Consider the following 26,018-nt stretch of genomic DNA (forward strand, 5'->3'; position numbering starts at 1 on the left):
TATTTTTGTAATATTTGTGCTTCAATCACGGCTGTTCTTTTTTTGTGCTTATCCCAACGCGAAGGGGTTTGATATGTTAGTTTCGTCCCCCTTATTTAGGTCAAAATATGGCTTAAAGTTCTTACCATATCGTATTTCTAGAAATCTATAAAACTGGATTTCTAGATTTCCTATTACAAAATTCTAACTCTCTATACGAAAAAAATACAAAATTTACATTGTCCTCGATAAAGCAGGAAAACGGGAATAAATCTAGAAATACTTATGTATAAGTAAATATAGATTTATTAACGAAAGGAAGTAATTTAATGATAATCTCCATTTTCAACCAGAAAGGTGGGGTGGGCAAGAGCACGACGGTTACATCGCTCGCGGCCGCAATGACTAAGCTAGGGAAAAAAGTATTAGTAGTGGACATGGACCCCCAGGCAAACTCAACGCTAGGGTGTGGAGTTGACGATGAATCACTTGAAGAAGACAGTACCATTTTCAGGCTACTGAAAGAGCCGAGACTATATAAAGACCTCATAGAATCCCTTATCATCGAAACACAATATGGGAATTTACACTTACTTGCGTCAGACATTTCTCTTTCTGATGCAGAAATTGTGCTTGCAAATGCTATGAGCAGAGAACATCTTCTATCGAAGGTTTTACGGTTCGTAGAAGACGACTATGACTATATTCTAATCGATTGTCCTCCTGCACTCAGCTTGCTCTCTCTAAATGCCCTTGTAGCTTCTGATAAACTCATAATTCCTCTAAAGCCTGGTTATTTTTCTTCGAAAGCAATAAAACATCTACTTGAAACTGTAAATCGAATTCAGGAGAACCTAAAACCTGATTTACGCATCTTAGGAATTCTTATCACTCAATATGACGCACGAAAAAAAGACCTAAACGAAAGTCTTCCAAAAAGAATTCTTGACTATAAAGTATTTGAAACGCATATTCGCGTAGATGCCCAAGTTGAATACGCCCAGGAGAATATGATGCCTATTCCATTTTTTAACGGGAAGTCTAAGGCAAGCGAAGACTATATGAATTTTGCAGAGGAGGTAATAGTCGATGGCAAAAAAGAACGCCAATGGTAATGCTGGCTCAAAAGGAGTTTGGGCTAGTCTCTCAAATAAAAACCAAACAACGATAGAACTAGAGCCAAAACCAGAACTCAAACCAATGCAACAGCTAGAACATAATAAATCTAGAAATCTAGATTTAAATAAAGAGTGCAAAAAACCAAAACGCTACTCCCATAAGAACGGGGAAGAATTTACCGTGGGAAAGGGAATTGTGCTTACGAAAGAAATCAATAAGAAACTTAATGTATACAAAGGTACAAGCGACAACATGACTTTTAACGAAATTATTGATGAGGCACTGCATGAATACTTTGAAAAACGATTGAAGAATTAAACAAAAAAAATCCTGGCCGGCCAGGATTTTTTAGTTACATACGATGCAGAAAAGGAAAAATCACAATTGGCAAGAGTATTCAATTAATAAAGACACCAGTACAGGAAGAGTGTTCTCCCGCACTGGTGTCAAAAGTCAATGTATAATTAGCGTGATAGAAACATTGCTTAAAGTCCGTCCGTCCATCAGTCGGTCTTCTTTCCTTCCCGTACTTTGGGTCCATCGGTAACATTTATAGCAAATGCATCAAAGAAGGGACATGAAGCTACATATCCCTCGAAGCCAGGTATGTCATGACACTCAACGAGTCTTTCTGAATCCCTTTAATGGATTTATTTATTGATTTCAGTTCATTTTCGATACTTTCAAGCTTATTAAGCCTCTTTTCAATATCTACAAGCTTGTTGAGTTTTAAACTAATCTCTTTCAATAATTCATTTTCCATGTGTCCCACGCCCTTCTACGGCTGAAATAATCATAACTAATATAACATGGAAGTAAGATTTTATCTATTTATATTCTCAGATACATATGAAACTCAAACTGCTACTTTGTTATTTACATAAGGAGATACTTTTATCGAGTTCTTTGTTTCCATAGGGCTGTGATTATTTTTAAGCTCAACAACACGTCCATCGCCCATTGTTTGGACTGATTTAATGCCTCCGAGTTTTTCCTTGCCCGTTTTATTGTAGGCAACCATAAGTTGACTTTGCTCATTTCGAGATACACGCTCGATTCCTTGGCTTCGCAGATGCTCTTTTTGTTCGGCTGTCCCATTTTTAAAGGTATGAGCGTAGCCTTGGAGATTTTGAATGTCATCTCCTGACAATCGGCTATTAGACGAATCGAAACTCAATCCACCTTTGCCATTAACTGAAACACCCATATCATAGGTAAACACGGTATTGCCACTGGGGTCATCGTTTTCACCCAGAACGCCTTGATTTCTTAAAATGTTACTATCGCGATGATATTGAATATCTCCATTAGGAAGCGTCGTAACGTCCAAAATAGGACTAAGATTTCCACCGTTTTGCCTAACTTGTTGTTGAACTTTCATGTCTTGACGGTTTTGTTTCCATTTATCAAGAGGATGGTCGAGGGCAGTACCTACGCTTTTGCCAATGCTGGATAATCCGCTAGTTCCTGCACTTTTCACATCACTCATTCCCGCTCCCATCATTTTTCCACCCATTTTTGCCATTTCGGGACTACTGCCACCTAAAGCTAGTGTCATACCCGCTCCAAGTCCAACTTTTGCGAGACCTTTACCTGATTGCCATGCACCTTTAGCAAGTGTCATACCAGTCGCTTTAAACTGGTCATTTCGGGCTTCATCTTTAGAAACTTCAGGACTCAAGGAACCCTCTTTTCCTACATTGTTCAGAGGCGTTTCTTTTGTCATTTGGGTCTCTCTTGTATTAAAGGAACCAAGCTCAGAAGTGTTTGAGCTAGAACCTCCTCCATTATTGGCTTTAATTTTTTGGCTATTTCCAGCTTCACTGCTCATAGCATTGGCATTAGAACCGCCGTTACTACTACCTCCACCCGCTTTTGCTTTTGCATTGCCAATGAGTCCTCCTGCCACATTCCCAACCATTCCTGCTCCTTGAGAAACAGATTTCATTCCAACAGCATGAGCAATTCCCCCTCCAGAACCCATTGTTAGAGTTCTAAAGAATTCCGTTAAGGGTATCATTGCGTAAGCTACGACCATGCTCTCAATGCCACGGGAGCTTAAGGTTACAGAAACGAAGAAACTAAGAATGAATGCGTGGAAACTTTGCAAGAAGATGTTTGAAAGCAATTCTCTCCACCAAGTATTAAATAGTTGTTTCCACTTGGCTCCAAAAGCAAGTGTTACTACGAATAAAGGTCCCATAGCAACAAGGATTGCAAGAGTTATACCTCTCATAATGTAAACAAAATTCAAGTAAAGACTTACGATGAGATAGAAAAATTGTATAATTACCCCCGCTAAAACCCCCGAATAATTATTGACGTTTGCAATATCGCTGAAATCAGGAGCAGTTGCTCCAAAAATAGCAACGAGCTTTGTGTTTAGAAACATAAACATATTGATGACTGGGAACATATTAGCAAGGACAAACCCCGTTATGAGCAAGTCTTGAATCCCTTCAATAAGAGAAACTCTCATAGCTGGATTTACGGTGGAAAGATTTCTTTGAATAAGCATTTTAATAAGTGCCAAGGTTATCAACGACCACGCAAGTCCCTGGAAAATCCAATGATATACTAAAATATTGTCAGCCCAGTCCCTCGACATCGTACCATACCACCAAGCTGAGGAACCCCGAAAACCTTGGTTGTAAACTAACTCATCCGTACTATAAAGACCCAGAAGATTTCGAATCCCATTAAACAAATGCCCAAATAGTTCAGCGACAACCTTTTCTAAAGAACTTGGCTTTTCGAAGGATGCCTCATCTGCTAGAGATTGATGTCTGTCGAGATACGTATAGTTCGCTTGATACATTAGCATTTGCCATGAAATATATGTTGTGTCCCCTTTAACAACAAAGTTTGCATTATAGGCTAAGTCATCTGGAGACGCATACCCTTTACGAATTTTATAAACAAACTCGTATTGTGTTTTTCCGTCAGGAGCAGTAATGGTCACGTAATCGGTTCGAGCAACTTTAGTTCGAGGGTCAACATCAGGCTCTTTAGCACTATAACTTGCTCTTTGACCGTATGTGACAGTATAACCGTTAACGTTCCCCCCGCTTGCCAATAAACTTGCCATTTTTGTCAACTCTTCAACGTTGGCAAATTTTTTACCGTTATTAACAAGTTTTAAGGCATCATTTAACCCAGGAACAAGCGAATCTTTAACAAGGTAAGCTTGGTTGATATCTACGTTAGTGGCGTTGTTTTTGTTAAACCATCCACTTTCAACTTCAACCGCTGGAAAAGTAAATGGCATTGGCGATGTTCCAGGGTTTGACTTATCATCACTTTTATAATCAGTAGGGATTGTAGGTACAGGAATATTGGGGTGATTTATAAGATTAGTAAAGTTGCCCAGCTCGGCTTCGATATGCTTTGACTCCATACTAAAAAAACTTGCTTTATCATCAATTACGCTTCCCTGATACTGCATAGTGTTTAAATCAATTAACATCTGTAAGAATTCTGAGTCATGAGCAAAGGAAACCATTGGTATAAGGGTACAAAGTAAGACGATGAGTATGGCAGTGACTTTTCTAAGGTGAGGTCGTTTCAACTAAATTCCTCCTTTCGTTATTATTTGGACTTATCCTTGTGGGATATTTAGGGCACAACTCTCGTGAGTGCGAAAACCCTTTGAGTTAAATCATACGAAACAATTTTGATTGAAAATTTTTTGTCCAAAAGATGCAAGAGCTTCTTTACTTTAAGAGTGGTTTCAAAGCTTCGACGTGCATGTTTTCCGTTGAGATATTTTTCTCGACGTTCATCAACAACGCAAATATTAAACATTATTGACAGTTTTTCAGTAATTCCATTTTCGTCTAGAAAATGATATATTTCGGCAACACGCTCTATCATGCGTCTAGATTCTGCGTTGTATATGTCAAATACATATACATATAGATAAGGATTAGTTATTGACAGTTGACAGAAGGTATCTCGTTTCCGCAATTTGTCAAGCTTCTTCCACAAGCTATTTTCAGCTTTCTCAGTTCTAAAGAAATTTGTTTGTTCAGACATTCTTTGGAAAAAAATTTCATGGCTTATATTAATGTCTTTCGACACAGCTTGTTCTAATTTTTTCTTTAATATTTCACCGAGGAAGCTGTGTTTAATCACATTTGCATTCGTCAACGCAACCATTCTTGTTTTCTTCTGAAACTGATTCACAGAAAACTGAGTGAGCTGAATAATATTCTGATGATAAAATTTTACAATATTTATAAGTCCCGTTTTCTCAAGAAGTCGAAGCTCTCTATACATTTCTGTTTTTTGGATACCACTTATTTTCGAAAAGTGTTTCGCGAAAATAAGACCTCGACCAATGACCCAAATTTTCTCCAACATCTCTCTGTGAACCCCAAAAACATCTTTCTGGATTTTTCTTCCTACATTAGAAAGTGAAATCTTGGGGGCTTTTTCTTTAGCCCTTTTTTCGACATTTGACTTTCTCATCTTTGAAACCATTTCATTTTTTTGTTCTTGTGTTATGAGTTCCATGATTAAAATCCTCCTTTCATTAATTTTGGTGAATATTCATAATGTGGCAGAAAGTAATCTTTGCTTCGATTTCTGCCCGACCATATGAGTCAGTAACGACTTCGGCTGACATCTCCAAGCCAGTCTCATCTGAGATGTATGAGCCATCAATTGCAGAAACATCATTCTCTTGCAAGTATTCCTGAAGACGGTCATATTCTTCGAAGCGATTTTCTGCAAGCAGAGCATCCGATATCTCATCGAATTGTTCACGAAGTTTTGATTCAGTTTTCCATGACTCCCTTTCGGTCTCTGAACAGTTCATATATTTTTGTGCGACTTCTATGTCGTGTGAAATTGAAGTGCTTCTATAGCAGTTGCTTAATCCCAGTTGCTTCTCCAAAAAATCTTTTCCAGCATTAGTAAGACGATAAGTTTCAATCACTTGGTTTTGTGTTTTATCTGCATAAGCGATTTTTTCGATATACTTATCACGTTTGAAATTCTCTATGCGATGGTCAGACATTGCCAACTTTTCCTTCAGCATATCTTTTGTGAGATAGCCACAGCACCTAAAAGCTTTCAGCATCTTTTCATCCTTGGATGTGATTTTCTGTATATATTGCTTTTTTTGACCACGCTGGCCCATTAGGAAAACCTCCTTTGATTAATTTTTTAGAAAAACTCACTTCGCCCCCGTCGTTCTTGTCCCCGTCGGCATCAGAGGCGACCGAACAAGGGAAACAAAAAAAGCAACTTGTTGCGGTCGGCAGAATGCCGATTTTTTGTGACCGCCAAATGGGGGAGAAAAGTCAATGAGACGACAGTCGAATTGAGCTTTTCGAGCACATTTGTGTTTGGGAGCGTCTGATGCGTCCCTCGTCCTCCATTGTTGTTTAAATTCAGTAATAATACTGTGTTGGAATGATGGGGTTGCGTTTTTTTGATTCGAATTAGCGTTGTTGCTATATCATAGATTTTGAGGAGAAAAATATAACTGAACTGCGTCAATATGTCGGTTATAAAGCCGAAAAGGGGCAAAAAAATACGCCTCGTCCCCGAAGGGGCGATGACGTGTCGAGACTATAGTCGATGTCGAAGCATCGACTATAGTCTATCTCTTTGAAAAATTCTTATATTGTCAATTACTTCCATACCCCTTCTAGATGGTATAATAGACCATAAGGAGGAATTTTCTGTATGAAAAAACATATTCCTATTCATTCGATAAATAAACGGAGTAATAAACAAAGACCTCGTACGCCACACTACTCGTTATTGGATATGATTTGCAATCGAAGAATAAGAGCTGAGACATTCGATTATTTTGATTCGCAATATCATGAAACAGAAGATGAAGCAGAAATCTTTAGGGTGATGAGCAGTAGAAGAAAACGAGGGGTAACGAATATGAATCCCAACCCAGAAGTAAATGAAATGGAAGAAAACAAGATATTGGAAATACTCGTTCAATTGCTTCACGGACTAACAGAATTAATGCATGAATTTAAGCAAGATATGCTAGAATTAAAGCAAGATATCCAGGAAGTAAAAGACATCCAACTAAGAATGGAAACAGAGTTAACAGAAAAGTTTGATAGTCTTTGTGAGATTATGTCAGTACAAAAGGATTTCAACAAAGATATACTTGAAAGACTTGATAGAATTGAAGCAAAAATTGAAGTGTGCAGTTGAATATTCGAAGGGCAAAAAGAAACAACATCACTACTACTAAAAAGACCACTATTGAAGAAATTGAGGAGTTAAATTGATGTATTTTATGAATGCTCAACACAGGAAATCGTTTAATAAAATTATAGAGAAATTTGGGAAACAAAAAGACAAAGAACATTTTTCTATGTACTACATTCTCACCTGCGACGAAGAAATTAGAAAAAAGGCGATTCCATACATAACGGAAGCTGGGATAGATATGCATACGATGCTTAAAGAACAGAACCTTTCAACTGAATATCAGTTTCTTGTTACAGTTGCGATGTCATTATTCGAGGGCGATAAGGTAAATATTTCTAACTTCTGTATTCTTTCTGAAAAACTATATTTCGTTGTGCGTGAGGCAATGAATGTTCGGCGGTATGGAGCGATTGAGTACGAGCTTAACGATTACGATGATGATGAGCAAACATCATGAGAACGCTGGAACAAATTCGGGAACAAAACAAAAGAAAAGATATGCTCCTCACGGGCATGGAAGAAGAGCCCTTTCCACTTTCTCCCGAAGCATATCGCGAAGGTAGAGAGCTTTTCGAAAATTATATACGCCCGACCGCGAGACGAGTCTGGGCAAGACAATTAGAGAACGGGAATTTAGATTAGACTTTAGATTAGACTTTAGTCAAAGCTACTCCAAAATTCTTATATTGGCAATTATAACCAATACCTCTAAAGGTGATTTCCCCTCCAATGTGGAATACCCTATAATTTACTCAAAGGGGGATTTCTTTATGTTGAATGCGGAAATGGACAAAGTGATAGGTGGGTACATGAACCGAATCGCAAATTTAAGCCCGTGTTCAGAGGACTACGAATATCGAAAACAAATTATTGAGGACGAAATACAAGATTTCGTTCGCCATGAGTCAGTAATGGCCGAACATCAGCAATTGGGTCGCAATAAAGTTGCTTTTGAAAGAGCATTGGCGAGGGCTGAGAATGATGAAAAGAAAAAGTAACAACACTACTAAAAAAACCACTATCCCGTTTAAGGATAGACAACTAACTCTAATGAAAAGGTTAATAAAATATATTGAATCACTAAAATAACCCTCAGTTTTTGTCTAGGTTAATATAGAAGGAAAAACCGCACTCAAATCCACAGTTAAATCTGGAAATATTGAAACAGTTATTTTTTCTTCTTCTGTGTATATTTCTGGTCTACCATACCTACCGTTGCTTTGCAATAAGAATACACTTACAAGCTTACCTTCTGGCTCTACAATCCAGTATTCTATAACTCCAGCTTTTTCATACTGGTTAAACTTAGTAACCCTGTCATGTTTAATCGAAGACGGAGAAATAATTTCAATTATCAAGTCGGGTGTACCTTTACAGCCTTGTTTATCAATTTTAGATTTGTCACATACGACGGTAATGTCAGGCTCAAAAACTTTCTTAATGTCTTCGTCTTTCTTTTCGTCACCCTTAATTAACCTAACAGAGAATGGTGATGCATAAACTTTGCAAGGTTTTCCCTTTAAGTAGACTGCAATCTGAGTGGATAAATTCATTGATATCTCCTGATGCTCTGGTGAAGGGGTTGCTTGCATATAAGGAACACCGTCAATGATTTCTACTCTTTCATCTTCGGGCCATGCTAGGTAGTCTGCATAAGTGTATTGTCTTTCTTCTTGAGGTACGGGCATAATAACACTCTCCTTTATTCAAGATAACTTTATTCTCCATATCTAAAGACTCATGAATAAATTGTCTATTCCATCACACACACAATATCTGAGCGATATCACTATATCATAAAAAGGTAATATTTACATAAGCGAGAAGACCAAAACGACACCTGAAAATGAATATAAGAAAAAACATCACTACTAAAAAGACTACCATCCCGTTTCAGGATAGGCAATTAACGGCACTAAAACGATTACTAAAATATATTGAATCACTCAAATGACCCTCGGTTTTTGCCTCCTTTTCTCCTAAACCTCGTAATTTTCCCCTTCATCGTATAGCCATTTTGGGCAGATGTCTTGACCATCAATCCACCGCACTGTACCTTCCCAAACTTTAACTGTATTGAATAATTCGATATTCTTTAATTCTTGCCAACGCGGTCTACTATTTATTAATGTACTGACATCGAAAATTTTCTTTTCACTATTTTCGAATGTTATCAGAATTTTATAATTATTCAGCGGTTCTACTTCAATTACATCGAATAACATTAGATATCACCCACCCTCATTTTTAAGTATATGCCCCGTGAAGGGGCGAGCGACCAAACTCTAGTACCAAGTTTTTTCTATAGTCATTAAGACCGTTTATCTCATAGAGCATTTCAATCTGAAATTTATTCGTACACATACATATCCTTTCGAACTGATTCAAAAATACCGTTCTCGGAACGAAAACCAAAGAACTGCAACGAATGCACTATTTAATTTTTATATCTAATTATACGGGGGTGTTCCGATGGATAAGAACAAAAATAAAAAGGGTAAAAATATTGTGGACACTTCAATTGAAAGACATTGCACTCCCGCACAATCATTGAAACAATCGCTTCGGGAAATGAAATTAATGAGAAACGGGAAAATGAAAAAGCGTTCTTGGAAAGAATTTAGGGAAGAACTTAATAAAGAAAACTAGAGCCACACTCCCAGCCACGTTTGAATCTTTTTAGAAACTCGCAATCTTTTTCCATATTCAAGCAATGCTGTGATGTTTCTTCGAGGGTCTTTAACATAAGACTGAATTGCTTTATTGAAGATTTCTCGGTCTAGTTTGTTAGAATATCTGAGGACATCGCAAATTGTCCTCTCCTTATTGTAAATGCGAACTTTAATTCCATTAATATTACCATCAATTAAACCTGTTTCTAGATTATCAGTCTCAAAGTAGTAGGCTTTTATTGGAGAATAAAGAATTTTAAATTTACTTTTATTGACGCAAATACTCCAAAAATCAGGAGTACGGTCTGTATAGTCATGGTAGTATAACGCACTTTCCATACATAAAATCGCTTCGGGTATGAGTTTGAATAAGATTTCAAGTTCATCTTTCTCAGTACCGTCTAACCATTGATAAACCTCTTTTCAGACGTATAATAGTGCCGTCTTTTAGGAGCTTATTTATGTGCCTATAATGAACATCGGAAATATCCGCTCTTTCTACAAAACCGCCTTTGTCTTCAAATATTTTTTTAATCACATCAAAATCTTCTCGCATATTATTTTCTGGCTCTCTGAGCAAGATAAGGTTCGACAAGTTGTAGCGTTTTCCAGATTTTTTCTACTGCCTGACCGTCGCCAATATTCTCAGCTAGTATGCTACGAACAGTATGGAGAATCATCGTGCTGATAGCTTCATATTTCGAATCACTCATTGACGATTCGTCTTTGAAGTTTTTCTCGATGAATTCCAAGTATTGGGAATGTGTGTAATAACGCCTATCCGTGGGCGTTCTAAGAGCTTTGAGGATGCCCTCTCGGTCCCATCTTTGTAGAGTCTTTATAGAAACGTTTACCATTTTGGCAAACTCTGATGCTTTATACATAGTCGTCGAATTCATTATATATCATCCTTTCTCATTAAGTATATATTAACACATTTTCATATATCTAAACACATTATTAGAAGGAAAATGAGCCTCAATCTGAGAGGCTCATTTTTGAAGTCTACTGGATTAGTTGAGTTTTTAGGTCGTCATACATCCCGCCCGTTACTTTAATATAGAAATTTTGACAATCTTGAAGATTAGAGTAAGGTCCTGGATGTTTGTCGGGAGAACCGTAGAAACTCGGAGTGTTGACTTGAACCAAATAATCCCCGTCCCTCGTTGTTTCACTGACAAAGATTTCTGGAACTGTCGCGAGTCCAAAGGCATTTCTGTAGGGCAACTGATAAGTGTTCGTCATATTGTCCCAAGACCCCGATGCTGACATAGTGCTTAGATTATAAGCAACTGGGTTCCCATATGTGTCATTATACGGCATAATGACCTGTAGCCAGTTAGGACTGCTGATATAACTTGCTACGGATGGGTAAACACTGTCAAAACTACATCCCCAATACTGCGAATGCGGGGCTGAAGAGTAGTTATTAGTGTTGTAGTTCGTTTGAATTTTTAACTCAAACCCATATCCAGCCTTAATTTTCCCTTCCCGTCCAGGAGCGGTAAGAACATCAACCCAGCCATCTCCTCCTCCTGAAAGGTCTGTCGTTAATTTGCTTCGGAAGAAGATATGGGTGATATTCCAGTTTTCATAAAACGAAACCGTAGGGTACGTATACCAGCTATTATCATAAGCACAGAAGCAGAACGTTCCAAACTTCGTACTATAACACATTAAGTGAGCACGATAATGGTAAATTTGAAACTGAGTTGTCCATGAATTGTTCGTATGCTTTCCTAAAGGACACTGTAGAGTAGTTCCTGAGTTTCGCACAACGTTAATGGTAGTAGTATCCACGTTATCCTTAAATGGATTGTTGTCAGCCGTAAATTCGTACCACTCTCTTGGTGGTGGATTCACTTCAATTGAAAATTTCGTTGACCCAACACTTAAGTTAACGTTCTCAGGCCAAGAGACGGAAATGTTAGCATTGGGCGGGATATAGACTTGTTGCTTATCAACAATCGTTCCACCTTGAGCGACAGTTCCTCCTTGGGTTAGATAAACCCAAACATTCTTCCCAACATTCGTTGAATCAGTGTTCGTTAAATCAAAGGTGAAATCAACCGTTTGACTTCCAGATGAGTACGTACTAGGTACGTTGATGGATTGAGGGCTTGCTACCAAATTATTGACAGCTAAGTTGACTTCTGAAGCGAAATCGGCACATTTCCAACCATCATTCGTTAAATCGTCGTCTTGTCCAGCTTGGGCGTTCACGCTGTCAATGAGACCGCAAGCATGGATGAGAGCGGTTTGAGGCATTACATAAGGGACATCAATCGCGACTTGACCGTTCGGCATTAACGTAGTTTTTGCAGAAGCAGTCCCTTGCATCGTCATATAACCTTTATCGGTTATCTGGTAATCTACCGTGGCATAAGGATTATTGGGGTTTCCCGCTTCGCCTACAGGGGTATTCCCTTTAGGCTTATTAACAAAGTATCGTATTGTATAACTTTGACCAGGGGCTACTTTATTTGTAGTAGTTCCAGTATGGTCTAAAAGTTGAATGGTATCGCTTAGGGCAATGTCTTCTTGAGCAATGTCAAACGTAGCATAGCCCGTGTCGTCACCAACATAATCGTTGTCGAGTGCTTTATAGAACTTTCCAGGTATTTGAGCTTGCAATTTGATATGTTGGGAGACTGTAGGAGGTACGGTATAATCCCACTTAAAGTGAGCAGTTCCACCCGCAGGAATCTGAGTTGGTTGGTCATCGCTGACAACCCCACTGGTGTCTTTATAAGAGTCATCCCATGTATCAGCTAATTGGGCGTTTGCTCCGAAAGCATACATATGGTCAATGGTTACTGGCGTAGCTGTCGTAGGATGATTGGGAGGCGTTTCATTTTTAATCGTTGCTTCAATATGCAACGTTTGCCCTTTCGAGACTGTCGTATCGTTATACGTCCATTTAGGGGTTCCTTCTTGGTCGTCGCCACGAGTCTCTTCTGCAAGTACTTTTCCGCTATCATCTTTGACCTTATAGTCCGTAACGCGAAGGTTTGGAATATTTGTCCGAGGAACATCCCAGGTGATATAGCTTCCATTTGGAAACCAACCTTTTAATGTTACATAACCGACGCTTGCGTTAGACGTGAAATATAGTCTATCTGACCAAAACTTAACGGCATCATCTACCGAAGAACTACCCACGATACTTGGGTCAGTCCAATGTGGGTCAGATGGAAAAACATATGTTTTAAACCATATAGCAATTTGAGATTCTTTAAAAAGTGGAGGCGGGTCATTTTTGGTAAAAGCAGTATGAGTTGGGTCAACCATTAGCGTGTAAGGTTCTTGGTATGCTACCCAATCCCAAGGAGCACCTTTACTGTAGCTCCCACTGTCGCAAGGATAGTAAGGATTATTGAGAGCCGTTCCGTCGTAGTTATATCCTAAATATCTCCATTCCCATAAGTTTGTTTTATTATTTTCCCAGACTTTCATATGTCCTGAATTATTACCCTCGTAGTAACAGCTATTGATGTCAGCCATGCCTTGTGACAAATTTCCATCATGTCCAGGTACGGTATAGACTCCTCCAGCGTGAGTAATTAGATTATTTGCTAGTTTTCCGAAATTAAAATATTGCACTGCTGATGGGTCTGTTGCTGGGTCAACAGGAAGATAAACATAGAATCCTTGATTCAAATAGTTTATGCGATAAAATGTGGTATTTCCCCAAGTGTTATATTCGTCTGTGCCTGGTCTAAACGTAAAACTTAGACCGTCAGGACTAGGAATTGTTTTAGTTCCTTGGGTCAACCCGTTAGCTTTATTTTGAGTATATAAAAATGATGAACCGACAATAGTAAAAAGTATCATAAAAAAAATGACTATCGTTTTTTTCTTCAAAATATCCCTCCTTTATGTGTTTATATGTGTATTTTACGCCAACTATAATATATCTTCACTAGCATACTTGTCGAATACGGTTTAATAAAAGAGCTTAGGCAATTGCCTAAGCTCTTTTATTGATTAATGAAGATAATTAGGTAATTTTTGTCCTGGTTTACTGAAGTAAACAACTAATATATTTTGTGAGTCATTAATTTCAATGTGTATTTCTCTATCGCCATACGTATAGGTTTTCCCGCCGTAAGCATAGCTTCCATTCCAAGATGCGTCTACCATATCATAGATTTGAGAATATCCTGTGGGACAATAGAACCTAAACAGTTCTTTGACGATAGATTTAAGTTTATCCGTTTCCGATTGTGTGTCTAACTTCCAAGCGTGAATATTGATATATGAATCATAATCTTGAGAACGCGAAACAACTTCAATAATGTGGAAATCAGGATTTCCTGCGATGGGGTTATAACTTGCTCCACCTCCATCATTTTCTAACCCCAACTCATCACTTATCGCCTTTATATTAGTTGCTGTATCAGATGTCCAAGTAGAGGTCATTTTTAATTCAGTTACTTGAGCAACCCCATTGAGGATATTCTCCACGTTTTGAACAACGGCATCGGGAACAACGACTGTGCCTCCAAAGGAAACAATGTTCGGATGAATGTTAGCGTCGTGTAGCTTTTTCAGGTAGGCTTCAATGGCTGGCGGGACGGCTTTCGTCGTTGGGTCAATCAGGATGATGGGGTCTCCAGTTATCGAAGCCAACGCACTTCCTGCCAAAGCATCGGGGAAGTTCATGCCAGAGGCAAGATATAAGGTTTTAGGATTAAGGGAAAAGGTTGAAGCGATTTGCCCCGCTGTGTCGAAGCGGTCATTCCCCGCTAATCTAGTGATAAGGGTACTAGGTGCAAGGGATTGCACTTGAGCCTTGACACTATCCGATACTACGCTCGTTCCCCCGACGATATAAACCTGACTCGGTTGGTCATTCGCAATGAAGTCCGTAACCCCTTGACTCATACTTGAACCCACCAATAAAATCGGGTATCCTTTACTGCTTGCCACACTCGAAATGCTGAGTGCGTCGGGGAAGTTTTCTCCCGAAGCAATAACAACGGGCGTATTCTTAGCCACATTGAGCTTTTGAGCAATCAGGACATCCGTATCATAGCGGTCATAGCCACCAATGCGGTCAATTTTGTAATTTGGACTTAATAAAGTTTCAAAATCACTACCGATAATGCCTGTTCCCCCAATGATATGAACCGTCCCCGTCTTACTTAAATGCTGACTAATATAGTTTAAGGCATCACTTGAGCCTTGAACCTTACCGTCTACCAAAATAATCGGAGCATTGAGCTTCTTCGCAAGAACACTTGCTGAAAGAGCATCGGGAAAGTTATTGCCTGACGTTAAGATTACATCTTGAACCGTTCCGCTATTCACTTGCTCAGAAATTGCTTTAGCCGTCTGAAAACGGTCAACTCCAGAAAGCCTTAAGTGGCTGACTTGTGAATTAGGCAATGTATTGGCAATACACACACCTGATAAAACTACTAACAAAACGAATGCAATAAGTATTGCCAAAATAGACATACGGGATTTTCTTACAATTTGATTCTTCATTTCTTTTCTCCTTTTATGTTTAATTTTTATTGGCTCCTCTAGACATATTTTGTCAAAATCCTTTGCATTTGACCTTGAGGGATGTTCCATTTTAAATCCATATTTTCACATATTGTGTCTAATTCTAAGTTCAGTGATTGAACCTCTTCAATATAAACTCCGTATTCTTCCAAAAACTTTACCTGAGCTTGGATATCCATTGTTTCATCTAAAATAAATTCTTCGAAGTTTTCTCTTTCTTTCTCTGTTTGGAAAAACAGTGGACTTATTCCCCTTACTGTTGTTCCCATCAGCAATCCTTGTGAGTTGAAAACCTCGAACTCAGTATCATGACGACGAAAATCCACGGGTTTTACGAAATAATATTTGTTCATATGCTTAATCATTCAACATGCCCCCTTTTCTATATCATATACACATTTTAACACTTGTATTCACATAAATCAACATAAAATGTGTTTAATAGTGTCGTACAACGGTTCTGTATAGAAAACCTCAAAAACGTTTCTTTCGGTGCTGTCTTCGTGTTCAATTAGATGAGTAAGCTACGCTTACTTTTTAAATAGACATTCTCTCAACTATTAATTAAGTTTTTTAATGGCTAGATATATAAGCCCCCCTCCTCGCTTCTCTCTTCCCGTTACTATTATTAGTGTGTGTAGCTGTCGGTTAATCTTCGAGAACCCTGATGTAGTATGGGTTTGAGCTGTATTAGGGTATGTGTGTAGCTGTCGGTTAATCATTTAGAACACACAAAAGGGAGTCGAGAGACTCCCTTTTGCTTTAGTAATTTAGGTTATAGACTGAGTGCATTATTTCATCTCGCTTGAAAGTTTTCTTCGTTATGAAACCCTTTTGACTTAGAAGGTCGGTCATTTTCGAGATAACGCTGTGACCACTTTTGCCAATTTTTTCAGAAAGGTATTTTTGACTTGCCCAACAGTTTTTAGATTCTTTCCCGACCATGAAACATAAATAGCTGTATAACTTCATTTCGCCATCCGTGAGGTCATTAAGCATTGCTTTGACAACAGCATTTTCTAACATTGTAAAGCCTTGTACGGAACTAAAATATGGGCTTATGTGGAAGATATATTCTTCCTTTTGTCTGCGATTTGTTCGTCGCTTGCAGATATACCCCATTGCAACTAGGTCTTTCATATTCCGTTCAATAGTACGCTCAGATATGTCAGCGATACGTTGAATGTCCTTCTTCGTATATTCCTTAATCCCGCTAATTTTTTCTTCCAGCTTCATGGCTAGATAGATTCTAACTGAGCCGTCTGCAATCACGTCGAAATCCTTTAAAAGGCTATTCGGGATTACAATCTTATTATCACGCTTAAATTCGCTGAATTCAAGGTAGCCATACGCTTGTGCAAGTTCGGCAGTATATTTCCCGTACTTTCCCTTAAAGGCAAGTGCGTAAATTCTATCGACCTCTGATAAAATGAATTGAACATCTTTTCCTGAAAGCTCTGCCCATTTTGACATGACTTGTTTGATTGTTTGAATGTTTAGCCCTAGCGTGTTTCTAAGGAATGGAATAAGGAATAATATAACTTGATTCCTTATTCCATGCTGAGTGCCAGCCAGCATTTTCTGTATAGCTTCTGGAAGCCTTTCATAGTCAATCATGGTATAAACGTCTTTCAGGCTTTGTAGCTTGATGCGACCCACTTCTTTAATTTCGAGTTCTTTCTTTTTCTTCTCTGCAACAACTAAAGGTGCAGTAGGAATAGACTTTATTTCTATCTCAGTCATTGTATGTGTTTGCGGGATAACATCAGGCAAGCTCTGAAGCTTCTGAAATATTTCAAGCACATGATAGCGTTTTTCCGTCCAGCCGACATCAGTCGTTGGCAAAATTTCAGGAATTTTAGCATCATAGTACTTAGAATTCTTATCCAGTGCCTTACAATTGAAAGTGTAAGGCATACGAAGTATCCTGGCAGAATCAACTATTGCGGGGTCAACCTTGAAACCTTTACTGGTTAGAAGCTCCGTAAATTTCTTGAAAATATCCTTATCCAAGACTTGATGATTCAATAGAATATGGCTTTGAAATCCGTGACCCGTAAAAACATCGATAGTTTCAATTCCAATGTCGAGCAGTCTTTGCTTTGATTCCTTAAATTCTTCAGCAGATATACCGTCAAAGTCGGCTGAAAGAATACAAGTAAATAGCGAGTTTTCGTTATTAATCTTCCCCTTTTGATACTTCTTCCCGTCAGGTTTCAGTACTTCCTTTTGATAATCAAATGCAAAGCCCGAAAAATATAGGCAATAGCCTTTTCCATTTACCATCCCTAAGAATTTTTTCAGGGCATCAATGTCTTTTTCTTGTATATGCCATGCGTTATAGCTTTTGAGGTACTTCGCATCTTTTGAACGTTGTAACGGACGAAGCTCGATGGCTCCCTCATTCCAATTTTCTTCATCCTCCAAAAACGGGTAGACGGCTTTTAGGAATTTAATTTGTTTTTCGGCTTGTTTTGAGATTTGAGCTTCATTGAATTTTGGGATTTCGAATAGTTTTTTCATTTGTTCTCCTCCTTTTCGAGGACAAACAAAGTCTTGACTCAACCACCTATTTGAACAAAAAACATATATAATTCCCCCTTTTTATACACATTGTTCTTTGCGAACTGTTTTCTGGTGATGCAAGGGACTTTTTTTGCCCATTTTACTTTTAGGTAAAACAAAAACAGAGCTTGTCACACGAGGTCGGACTCAGCTCTGGTAATTTTTCTTTCATTATTTGTATATCATTAGATATAAAATGAAAGAGATTTTCCAGGTTTTCACGAGTCTCGCACACTCGATGGGGATTGTTTCTAGAAATGAGGGAACATTTCAGTAAACAGGGAAATCTCTATTTTTTTGTTTTTTTCTTATATACATCTGTGCGAGCAAATATAAGAAAAAAGATTTTAATGCGGTTTAACTACTACTGACTGGTTTTAACACAGACCTTCAAAAGGTGTTAGGAATACAATGGTATAAACAAAAAAGCACCCCCATTGAGGTGCTTTTATGAAAAATCCTTTAGTAACCTCTTAGACATTAAAATCTTCGCTCTAACCATGCGGAGATTTTAATTTTATGAGACCTAAAGCCTTTGTTCTATAAAAAATGTTGGACATATGGTGAAGGGAGGAACTTTCCCCATACCTGTTCTGCATCTGAGTAATAGATTAGTCGTTTCACGTATAAGATTAATCGAATACATCGAAAAAGGAGCATAAATGTTGCAAAAGAAACAGGAAAAAGAAAGAAAAGAGGTGTTTTGTTTTTGGAAATGCATTTAGTCGAAGCATGGAGAGAACTAACAGATTTAAATCCCAAATTGAAAAGGTTTGTTGAAGGTGAATTGATATTCAGCTCAAAAGATAGATTTATGGGTAAGCAATTGAGGTCTTTGCAAGATAAGCTTGACGAAGCTGTTTGGAAAATCGACTATCTCTCAAAAAAGGTTACTGATGAGGGGTATCTGATTAAGCGTATCGATGGAAGGTACGCACTTAGTACAAGTCATGATGAATATTGGACATGTGGACGAACTATTGAAGTTTTCATTATTGATGAGGAAGATGATTATTACAGCGATTGGGTTCTTAGTAGGGTCGAGTACAATGAAGATTATTATATTGTGGCGTGTCCAGACATGCCCGTGGAAGGACTTAGAGTTCGAGTTCGTCGATAATAACAATTCCCTAGCCTCCGGCTAGGGGATTTTTATTGTACCTATGTAAAATATATTATTTTTCTGTAATAACTCCTTTTTAAGTCATAGATTAGGAACTTTTATGTCCTGAGTAACTTATAATTGATATCCTTAAAAAAGTCAATTATAATGGTCTTGGTGATAATATTGATTAAAATTCACTTAGTAGATTTACTAAAGGAAAAAGGTAGAACCAAATATTGGCTAGCAAAGCAAACTAAAGTATCGGCAAATAGCATCGGAAAAATTGTTGATGGTAAAACTTCATCCATCAATTATATGATTCTAGACAAAATCTGTACCGCATTAGAATGTAGTGTTGGTGATGTCTTAGAACATGTCGTCGATGAACTTCCTGAATAATACCATTAAGAAATTAACCCCCACCTTTTTATTATTTAGGATTAAGTGGTATGTTACCGCTATTAAAAAAGTTCTAGAACATACGAAATAAGTATCCGCAAAAGTTATTAAATGCGGATACTTATTTCCATAATTGAACGCGAAAGGGAAGACGCTTTTTGTCTTCCCTTAATTCGTTTTGGTGCATCACTTACCCCATATAGCTTTACATGGAGGCAAACTTCTTACTATAACGATATTTAAACTTTTATATTACATCTACAATTATAATATATCTTAAGTTATAATATAACTGTGCTTGTAGAAACCTATTAAACCACTATTCGGTTTAATTAATGCTTGACATATCATACAATCTAACCATGACATTTGATGAACTGATTAAATTATAAGGGGAGGGTGCTGTTATCAATATTCAATGGTTCTGAGAATGTAAAATTCATGTCATGGTAAATACACTTTAAAAAGGCGAACCAAGTAAACTTGGTTTATAAAAAAGAAAAACCCAGAATTATTCTGGTATCAGGAGCTATTTAGTATGACTGTCAAAACGGAGGTATTTATATTGGCAGTCACAAATACAGAACAGGATACTCAAAATATTTCGGCATCAGAATCAAGTGGGGACATCCTTTATGTTGTAGAAAGCGTTATATCAAGAGACGATTTAATTCATGGTAGATTTACAAACAAACAAGAAAAGATTGTTTACGAAAGACCTGAAAGTAAAACTGCATCTGTAAATCGAAACATCGCAATTGTTGAATTTCTAAATAGCATCTACGAATCAATATTACAAGAAGAAGCAGGAGGATTAAAACAATGAAAAAGACCGACAGGAGAGAAAACACGATGATAAACGTTGTCGCCTATGTTCGTTCCAATTCAGATAATCAATGGGACAAATCAATTGATACACAGGTTCGTGCAATTAAGGAATATGCAGAAAAGGAAAACCTAAACATCATAGAAATATACATTGATAGAGCCATAAGTGCTATGGATGATAATCGAACAGATTTCCAAAGAATGATTGAGAATTCAAAACTAAAAACTTTTGAGCAAGTAATTGTCCATAAGTTAGATAGGTTTTCACGTAACAGATATGATTTTGACCAATACGAGCAAACGCTTAAAAAGAACGGTGTTGATGTTAGAAGCGTTTTAGAGAGTCTTGATGATTCACCCGAATCTATAATCATAACCTAACACAATTAGAGTATGTCATCTAAAGAGTAGCTGACTAATTTGATAAACCTTGACTTTACAGGAGAAGAGAACGGGCAAATTTCAAATGACCGTCAGACAATCAACGGAAACAGGAGGAATAAGAAAATGAGAAAAATAATAAATGTTGTTGCATATGTTCGCTACTCCTCAGACGGTCAAAGAGAAGAATCAATTGAAGCACAAATTCGTGCAATAAAGGAATATGCAAAAAGAAACAACTTGAATATTGTGGCAATATACATTGACAGAGCCAAAACTGCTACGAATGATAACCGAAACGATTTTCAGAAAATGATTGCAGACTCAAAATTACAAACGTTTGAACAAGTGATTGTTCACAAGTTAGACAGGTTTGCCCGAAACAGATATGACTCAGCCCAATACAAACACAAACTAAAAAAGAACGGCGTTGTTGTTAGAAGCGTTTTAGAGACTCTCGATGGTTCACCAGAATCAATAATGATGGAGTCTGTCCTTGAAGGAATGGCTGAATACTATAGTGCAAACCTATCAAGAGAGGTAATGAAGGGCATGCACGAAAATGCCCTAGCTTCCAGACATACTGGTGGTAAACCGCCACTCGGATTTGATTATGATAAAGAAGCTGAGAAATATATAATTAACAATCGAGAAGCCAACGCTGTCAAGATGATATTTAGGATGTATTTAGATGGTTATGGTTATACCGACATTATAAAAGCATTGGATGAAAATGGTTATAAAACTAAGGTAGGGAATTCCTTCTCTAAAAATAGTCTCTCTAGCATCTTAGTCAATGAAAAATATACTGGGGTTTATGTTTTTAATAAAAGTTCAAGTAAAGATGCGGATGGTAGACGTAATGGCCATCAGTACAAAGATGAAAAAGATATTATCAGAAATGAAGGTGGTATGCCCGAAATTATCAGCAAAGATGACTTCGCGAAAGCACGAGCGAAGATGGAAAAAAACAAAAGAATAAAAGCAACCTATCGAGCCAAAGAGACGTATCTCTTAAGTGGTTTGATTGTCTGTGGAGAATGCAACCACGCATACGTGGGTAATGTTAAGTATTCAGGTAAACCGAAGACAAAACATGTAACATACAGGGACGGAAATAGATATTCGACAGGTAAATGTGATAATAAAGAGGTCCGTAGAGAATATATCGAGGAATTTGTTTTACAACAGATAGAGGAAAAGATACTATCTGATAATGCTATAAAATTTTTTGCGAATGAGCTTACCTTATATAGAAAAACACTCGATACGAAGCATCAATCGCTTACTAAAGATACCACTTCCGAAATACGGAAAGTATCAACCCAAATAACTAATATCGTCGAATTGATTAAGGGTGGTTCAAAGAGTCTAACTCTTATTGAGGAATTAGATAGACTAGAACTTCTCAAACAAAACTTGGAAATCAAGTTAAATGGAATAATGAATACACAAGAGAACATCAAAGTAATTGATGAGGAGACAATAAAAAAAATCCTGTCAGAATATAAAAAGCATATTCATGACAGGAACACCTATGAAGTAAAGAAGTTCATTAGCCAGTTCGTTCAAAAAGTGGAAATATATAAGGACTACATTAAAGTAGTCCTTTCTTTATCACATATAATTGTGGTTACATTTGGCGGAGGCGAGGGGACTTGCACCCCTGTATCGAAGAGCTGCCACAAAAGCGTCTACGCGTGTATCCTTTAATTTAAGTTTCGCCAGTCTTGACTCCTAAAGGAGCGGATTCAGTTCAGGCTAGCTCGATCATCTTAGCTAACAACTCCGAGCATTGTTGTTAGAGCATCCTACTATTATGACACCCTGATCCTTCACCGTAGGTCCAGAAGGCAGGATGCTAGCGGCACTTAAGCAGCTAGAGCGTATTCGTTGTTTGCAATTATAAAGCCCACCGTTTAACGAGACCAGGTGGAATCTCGACGCGCAACCTTTGCCACCGCTTCCCCGAGCGAGTCTAAAACGCCCCCATGTAAAAGATGTAAAACATCTACACGCATAGTATATCACATTTGGATTCAAAACAAAGCTGAATATCAATGGAATACTTACATCTTTTTGGAAAACAGTAGTTGACTAGGCTTTATTACGATCTTTTAGAGCTCGCTCAATGTCACGTTTGCCTTCTCGTTCAGCAAGAGCCTGACGCTTATCGTAGTTTTTCTTTCCTTGACCAACCGCCAATTCCACTTTGGCCATTCCTCTTTTTAAATAAATTTTAATAGGGATGAGGGTTAAACCTTGCAACTGAATTTTCCCCACTAATTTATTAATCTCCGTACGATGCAGTAATAATTTACGCGGCCGAAGTGGATCGTGATTAAATCGATTACCCTGTTCATAAGGGCTGATATGCATCTGATAGACCCAGACTTCGCCATCGTTCAGACGTGCATAACTGTCTTTTAAATTAACTCGCCCATTACGGATGGATTTAATTTCTGTCCCCGTAAGGACAATTCCAGCCTCTACTCTATCTTCAATGAAGTAATCGTGAAACGCTTTGCGATTTTCGGCAACAACTTTAATTCCTTCAGAAGGCATGCTATCCCTCCTCTCACTAGTATTTCAGTATACCACATATTTCCTGTTTTGGCCAAATCCCAATTCTTATTTTTGTGAAAAACCTATGGTAAAATCAAAGCTCCAAAGCCTCAGAAATTCCTTGCATTGCTTCCAACCCATAGCCCAGGAATTCCTCCAACGAAAGTCCTAGTTCACTGCACATGAGAATTTGTTGCCGATCTGCTCCCTTGGCGAATGACTTTGAATCGAACTTTTTCCGGAGGAACGGAACATCAACCCCCGACAGCTTCTTATCTGGCCGAATCAATGCACCTGCGACAATGAGACCCGTCATTGGGTCTGTCGCATAGAGCGCTTTATCCAATAGAGAGATGCGCGGTAAACCATGCCGTTCGTTGTGAACTTTGACCGCATAGACCAGCTCTTCCGGGAAACCCATACTTGCTAACATTTCTGCCCCCTTAAGGGAATGGACAAAGGGCTGTTCTTTCGTTTCCTCATAATCGATATCATGCAACAGGCCCGCCAGCCCCCACAAATCCGGATCTTGATCAAAATGCTTGGCTAGGCGGATAAGTACTGCTTCCGTTGAAAACATATGTTTTAACAAGTTTTTATTCTCAACATTTTTTGTCAATTCAATATAAGCCTCTTCCCGTGTCATCATCTCTATCAATCTTCCTTTCTCCTCTACATGCGGTTGTGATTCAACTCCCGCAAAAATTCATCGACTTTCAGAGCAACTTCTTCCCTCTCAGGCCCAAGCGTTAGGATATGCCCTGATTTTTCCCAGTGGAGCACGACGGGTTTTACCTGCTGGATTTTCTTCATAATAATTTGAACGCTGACGGGGTTTACTGTCAGATCTTTAGTACTTTGCATCAACAATACAGGACACTTAATCTCATAAAGCTTTCGGCGCACTTTACGAATCGCCCTGTTTAGGGAAATCAAACCATCCACTGGAATCCGTTCATAGCCAAAACGCTCAACCTTCGCGGTTGTCCCTTCTGATTTATTGGCAGAACTACTCAGATCCGGCTTATTTACAAACGTCGCGAAAGGCCTGATGAGTTGGACATAACGGGTCCTTCGATCTGCAAGCACCATGGGCGCATTCATAGTAATGATACCATCAATTAAGCCAAGACTTGCCAAATGAAGCGCTAACAATCCCCCCATGGAAAGTCCAATTCCGACCACAGTGTGGCAAGACTTTCTCAGTTCCTTTACTCCAGCTTCCGCGTCTTTTGCCCAGTCTTCCCAACGACTTTTCGCCATCTGTTCTGGAGTCGTTCCATGCCCTGATAGCCTTATTCCAAGAACCGTCCACCCAAACTTGGATAACCGTTCACCTAACAAACGCATTTCTGAAGGAGATCCTGAAAACCCATGAATTAACAAACAACCAACACGATTTCCCGGGAAATTAAAGGGCTCTACTAAGCGCCTTTGTGGCTCCATCCAACACCATCTCCCTTTCATCTCCAACTTTGTCAGCGAATTATAGGACGTTCTCTGTAAAATGAAAGGGACACCTCGTATGAAGTGCCCCTAGATTCGACTTTATATGCAAAGAATGGAGCATATCTAAAAGCCCTAGACTTTCTTGATTACTTAAGCATAGCTAGGCCCAAGGAACTCAGCAAAAAGACCCCCGCCAAGACGGCCGTGGCTTTGGCGAACAACTCATCCATCCCTTTCTTTTTACCGAAGAACGCCTCGCCTGCTCCTGTAATGGCTCCCGATAATCCGGCACTCCTTCCAGACTGGAGTAATACAGCTGCGATGAGTCCTAGTGAGCTAAGGCTCAAAAGAATTACTAAAGCAATTTTCAAATTAATTCGCCCTCCAATGTTAACCTTTACCGCCTATTCTAGCACAAGCAACATCAAAACTCAATAAACCCTGCCTCTCGGTCTGATCAAATTTCCCGTGGAAGGCCCAACTACCGGGGAAATAGCCTGATAGTATTAGCTTCCTGCTCTAGCTACTCGTCGACTACCCGTTTGGACGTATAGGAGCGTCTCCGCAACATTCACGATATGATCACCCATGCGCTCGATCGTCCTAGCCACTACTAAGCTTAACCCCAATTGGCCGTCGTTACATTTTTCTTGACTCCCTTTGACTAAGGCGGCCTTAAAGCTAGCGTACGCCTTATCCAAAACATCATCCTGATCCGCTAAATCCAGAGTGATTTCTTGTTCTCCTTTTAAAATGGCCACAGTGTAATCCGTCATGTTGGTCAATTGCTTTGCCATCTGCAGGATATCCACCGACCAGTTTCCTTCCGGCTTAAGCTCGCTAAGTTCAGCAAGGTCGCAGGCATAGTCTGCGACCCGTTCGAGCTCCTGCGCCATGCGCTGAAACCCTAAAATCCAACGCAAATCTTGGCTGCGAAGTTGCTGTAGGCTCATGATGTCAAAGCTACGTTTCACAATGCAATCCCGCATCTGATCGATAATATCATCCCGTTCTTCCCAATCCTGAACTGTCTCGCCCTTTTCCAGCGCTTCGATGGCTGCACTCAGATGATTTTGTAACGCTTCCGCCAACTCCACCGCCATCGCACGCAAATTCAACAAGACTTTGTCATACCCTGATGTACGAAACGTGCCCATGCAGCACACCTCCTTAACCGTCTTACCTTCCCTTGTTAAACACACTCTTCGTCTACCTAATTTATGGGTCCAACTCCAAACCATAGGCTTGAATCA

28 protein-coding genes, 1 other RNA gene and 1 pseudogene are annotated in these 26,018 nt (G+C 38.7%); 12 read left to right on the forward strand and 18 right to left on the reverse strand.

The window, feature by feature from the left end:
• Positions 1-308 precede the first annotated feature (308 nt).
• Positions 309-1,094 carry a ParA family protein gene (locus DSOL_RS00005; RefSeq protein WP_075362854.1) on the forward strand — a complete coding sequence of 262 codons (786 nt, stop codon included), beginning with the start codon at positions 309-311 and terminating at the stop codon, positions 1,092-1,094.
• Complete coding sequence (locus DSOL_RS00010; protein WP_075362855.1) at positions 1,069-1,416, forward strand: hypothetical protein; 348 nt, start codon at positions 1,069-1,071, stop codon at positions 1,414-1,416. Before DSOL_RS00005 ends, DSOL_RS00010 begins: the two co-directional genes overlap by 26 nt.
• Positions 1,417-1,681: 265 nt before the next feature.
• Here the strand turns inward: DSOL_RS00010 and DSOL_RS00015 are convergent, their stop codons facing one another.
• The 4 genes from DSOL_RS00015 to DSOL_RS00030 all read right to left on the reverse strand — a co-directional run bounded on the left by DSOL_RS00015 (position 1,682) and on the right by DSOL_RS00030 (position 6,241).
• Positions 1,682-1,861, reverse strand: coding sequence for a hypothetical protein (locus DSOL_RS00015; protein ID WP_075362856.1), 180 nt, complete (start codon positions 1,859-1,861; stop codon positions 1,682-1,684).
• Positions 1,862-1,954: 93 nt separating this feature from the next.
• The gene (locus tag DSOL_RS00020) at positions 1,955-4,564 is read right to left on the reverse strand and encodes a TrbL/VirB6 family protein (RefSeq protein ID WP_139314346.1); all 2,610 of its coding nucleotides are present in this window, start codon (positions 4,562-4,564) and stop codon (positions 1,955-1,957) included.
• Between the two features lie 149 nt (positions 4,565-4,713).
• A complete protein-coding gene (locus tag DSOL_RS00025; RefSeq protein ID WP_075362858.1) occupies positions 4,714-5,613 on the reverse strand; it encodes a hypothetical protein in 900 nt (299 codons plus the stop codon).
• A 19-nt stretch (positions 5,614-5,632) separates the two neighbouring features.
• The gene (locus DSOL_RS00030) at positions 5,633-6,241 is read right to left on the reverse strand and encodes a hypothetical protein (RefSeq protein ID WP_075362859.1); all 609 of its coding nucleotides are present in this window, start codon (positions 6,239-6,241) and stop codon (positions 5,633-5,635) included.
• A gap of 551 nt (positions 6,242-6,792) precedes the next feature.
• Here DSOL_RS00030 and DSOL_RS00035 point away from each other — a divergent pair.
• The 4 genes from DSOL_RS00035 (at position 6,793) to DSOL_RS00050 (ending at position 8,285) form a co-directional block, all read left to right on the forward strand.
• On the forward strand, positions 6,793-7,287 hold the full coding sequence (locus tag DSOL_RS00035; RefSeq protein ID WP_075362860.1) for a hypothetical protein: 495 nt from the start codon (positions 6,793-6,795) through the stop codon (positions 7,285-7,287).
• A 76-nt stretch (positions 7,288-7,363) separates the two neighbouring features.
• The gene (locus tag DSOL_RS00040) at positions 7,364-7,744 is read left to right on the forward strand and encodes a DUF6075 family protein (protein ID WP_075362861.1); all 381 of its coding nucleotides are present in this window, start codon (positions 7,364-7,366) and stop codon (positions 7,742-7,744) included.
• Positions 7,741-7,929: a hypothetical protein gene (locus tag DSOL_RS00045; protein WP_075362862.1), complete on the forward strand. Its 189-nt coding sequence runs from the start codon at positions 7,741-7,743 to the stop codon at positions 7,927-7,929. The genes DSOL_RS00040 and DSOL_RS00045 overlap by 4 nt, the downstream gene beginning before the upstream one ends.
• Positions 7,930-8,057: 128 nt before the next feature.
• A complete protein-coding gene (locus DSOL_RS00050; RefSeq protein ID WP_075362863.1) occupies positions 8,058-8,285 on the forward strand; it encodes a hypothetical protein in 228 nt (75 codons plus the stop codon).
• 105 nt (positions 8,286-8,390) lie between these two features.
• On the opposite strand, the gene DSOL_RS00055 is transcribed toward DSOL_RS00050, so the two are convergent.
• Positions 8,391-8,975 (reverse strand): Uma2 family endonuclease, encoded by a 585-nt coding sequence (locus DSOL_RS00055; protein WP_075362864.1) that lies wholly within the window; start codon positions 8,973-8,975, stop codon positions 8,391-8,393.
• 291 nt (positions 8,976-9,266) lie between these two features.
• Positions 9,267-9,512: a DUF2442 domain-containing protein gene (locus DSOL_RS00060; RefSeq protein WP_075362865.1), complete on the reverse strand. Its 246-nt coding sequence runs from the start codon at positions 9,510-9,512 to the stop codon at positions 9,267-9,269.
• A 247-nt stretch (positions 9,513-9,759) separates the two neighbouring features.
• On the opposite strand from DSOL_RS00060, the gene DSOL_RS27765 reads away from it, so the two are divergent.
• Positions 9,760-9,936 carry a hypothetical protein gene (locus DSOL_RS27765; RefSeq protein ID WP_170871404.1) on the forward strand — a complete coding sequence of 59 codons (177 nt, stop codon included), beginning with the start codon at positions 9,760-9,762 and terminating at the stop codon, positions 9,934-9,936.
• Here the strand turns inward: DSOL_RS27765 and DSOL_RS00065 are convergent.
• The 6 genes from DSOL_RS00065 to DSOL_RS00090 all read right to left on the reverse strand — a co-directional run bounded on the left by DSOL_RS00065 (position 9,933) and on the right by DSOL_RS00090 (position 17,996).
• Positions 9,933-10,298, reverse strand: a complete 366-nt coding sequence (locus tag DSOL_RS00065; protein ID WP_075362866.1) for a type IV toxin-antitoxin system AbiEi family antitoxin domain-containing protein — start codon at positions 10,296-10,298, stop codon at positions 9,933-9,935. The two genes, DSOL_RS27765 and DSOL_RS00065, sit on opposite strands and share 4 nt — an antisense overlap.
• Positions 10,299-10,516: 218 nt before the next feature.
• Positions 10,517-10,858 (reverse strand): MerR family DNA-binding transcriptional regulator, encoded by a 342-nt coding sequence (locus DSOL_RS28635; RefSeq protein ID WP_075362867.1) that lies wholly within the window; start codon positions 10,856-10,858, stop codon positions 10,517-10,519.
• A 106-nt stretch (positions 10,859-10,964) separates the two neighbouring features.
• Positions 10,965-13,823 (reverse strand): hypothetical protein, encoded by a 2,859-nt coding sequence (locus DSOL_RS00075; protein ID WP_075362868.1) that lies wholly within the window; start codon positions 13,821-13,823, stop codon positions 10,965-10,967.
• Between the two features lie 123 nt (positions 13,824-13,946).
• Positions 13,947-15,452: a cell wall-binding repeat-containing protein gene (locus tag DSOL_RS00080; RefSeq protein WP_075362869.1), complete on the reverse strand. Its 1,506-nt coding sequence runs from the start codon at positions 15,450-15,452 to the stop codon at positions 13,947-13,949.
• Between the two features lie 38 nt (positions 15,453-15,490).
• Entirely contained in the window at positions 15,491-15,838 is a 348-nt protein-coding gene (locus DSOL_RS00085) for a hypothetical protein (RefSeq protein WP_075362870.1), read from the reverse strand.
• Positions 15,839-16,235: 397 nt separating this feature from the next.
• Entirely contained in the window at positions 16,236-17,996 is a 1,761-nt protein-coding gene (locus DSOL_RS00090; RefSeq protein WP_075362871.1) for a hypothetical protein, read from the reverse strand.
• Between the two features lie 757 nt (positions 17,997-18,753).
• Here DSOL_RS00090 and DSOL_RS00095 point away from each other — a divergent pair.
• The 5 genes and pseudogenes from DSOL_RS00095 to DSOL_RS27770 form a co-directional block, all read left to right on the forward strand.
• Positions 18,754-19,158, forward strand: coding sequence for a DUF5348 domain-containing protein (locus DSOL_RS00095; RefSeq protein WP_235838661.1), 405 nt, complete (start codon positions 18,754-18,756; stop codon positions 19,156-19,158).
• Positions 19,159-19,326: 168 nt separating this feature from the next.
• Complete coding sequence (locus DSOL_RS00100) at positions 19,327-19,542, forward strand: helix-turn-helix domain-containing protein (protein ID WP_075363091.1); 216 nt, start codon at positions 19,327-19,329, stop codon at positions 19,540-19,542.
• Positions 19,543-20,080: 538 nt separating this feature from the next.
• Positions 20,081-20,368, forward strand: coding sequence for a hypothetical protein (locus tag DSOL_RS00105; protein ID WP_075362873.1), 288 nt, complete (start codon positions 20,081-20,083; stop codon positions 20,366-20,368).
• Positions 20,365-20,751: a recombinase family protein gene (locus DSOL_RS00110; RefSeq protein WP_075362874.1), complete on the forward strand. Its 387-nt coding sequence runs from the start codon at positions 20,365-20,367 to the stop codon at positions 20,749-20,751. The genes DSOL_RS00105 and DSOL_RS00110 overlap by 4 nt, the downstream gene beginning before the upstream one ends.
• Positions 20,752-20,877: 126 nt before the next feature.
• A pseudogene (locus DSOL_RS27770) lies at positions 20,878-21,933 on the forward strand (recombinase family protein); the annotation flags it as partial.
• A 458-nt stretch (positions 21,934-22,391) separates the two neighbouring features.
• Here the strand turns inward: DSOL_RS27770 and ssrA are convergent.
• The 6 genes from ssrA to DSOL_RS00155 all read right to left on the reverse strand — a co-directional run bounded on the left by ssrA (position 22,392) and on the right by DSOL_RS00155 (position 25,922).
• Positions 22,392-22,742: a transfer-messenger RNA gene (ssrA, locus tag DSOL_RS00130) on the reverse strand.
• 106 nt (positions 22,743-22,848) lie between these two features.
• On the reverse strand, positions 22,849-23,316 hold the full coding sequence (smpB, locus tag DSOL_RS00135) for an SsrA-binding protein SmpB (protein ID WP_075362875.1): 468 nt from the start codon (positions 23,314-23,316) through the stop codon (positions 22,849-22,851).
• Between the two features lie 94 nt (positions 23,317-23,410).
• A complete protein-coding gene (locus DSOL_RS00140) occupies positions 23,411-23,965 on the reverse strand; it encodes an HDIG domain-containing metalloprotein (RefSeq protein WP_083642265.1) in 555 nt (184 codons plus the stop codon).
• A gap of 23 nt (positions 23,966-23,988) precedes the next feature.
• Positions 23,989-24,762 (reverse strand): alpha/beta hydrolase, encoded by a 774-nt coding sequence (locus DSOL_RS00145; protein WP_075362876.1) that lies wholly within the window; start codon positions 24,760-24,762, stop codon positions 23,989-23,991.
• Between the two features lie 149 nt (positions 24,763-24,911).
• On the reverse strand, positions 24,912-25,136 hold the full coding sequence (gene secG, locus DSOL_RS00150) for a preprotein translocase subunit SecG (RefSeq protein WP_075362877.1): 225 nt from the start codon (positions 25,134-25,136) through the stop codon (positions 24,912-24,914).
• Between the two features lie 135 nt (positions 25,137-25,271).
• Positions 25,272-25,922, reverse strand: a complete 651-nt coding sequence (locus tag DSOL_RS00155) for a phosphate signaling complex PhoU family protein (protein ID WP_075362878.1) — start codon at positions 25,920-25,922, stop codon at positions 25,272-25,274.
• Positions 25,923-26,018 lie beyond the last annotated feature (96 nt).

The organism is Desulfosporosinus metallidurans (assembly GCF_001936615.1).
GTDB classification, from domain to species: Bacteria; Bacillota; Desulfitobacteriia; order Desulfitobacteriales; family Desulfitobacteriaceae; genus Desulfosporosinus; species Desulfosporosinus metallidurans.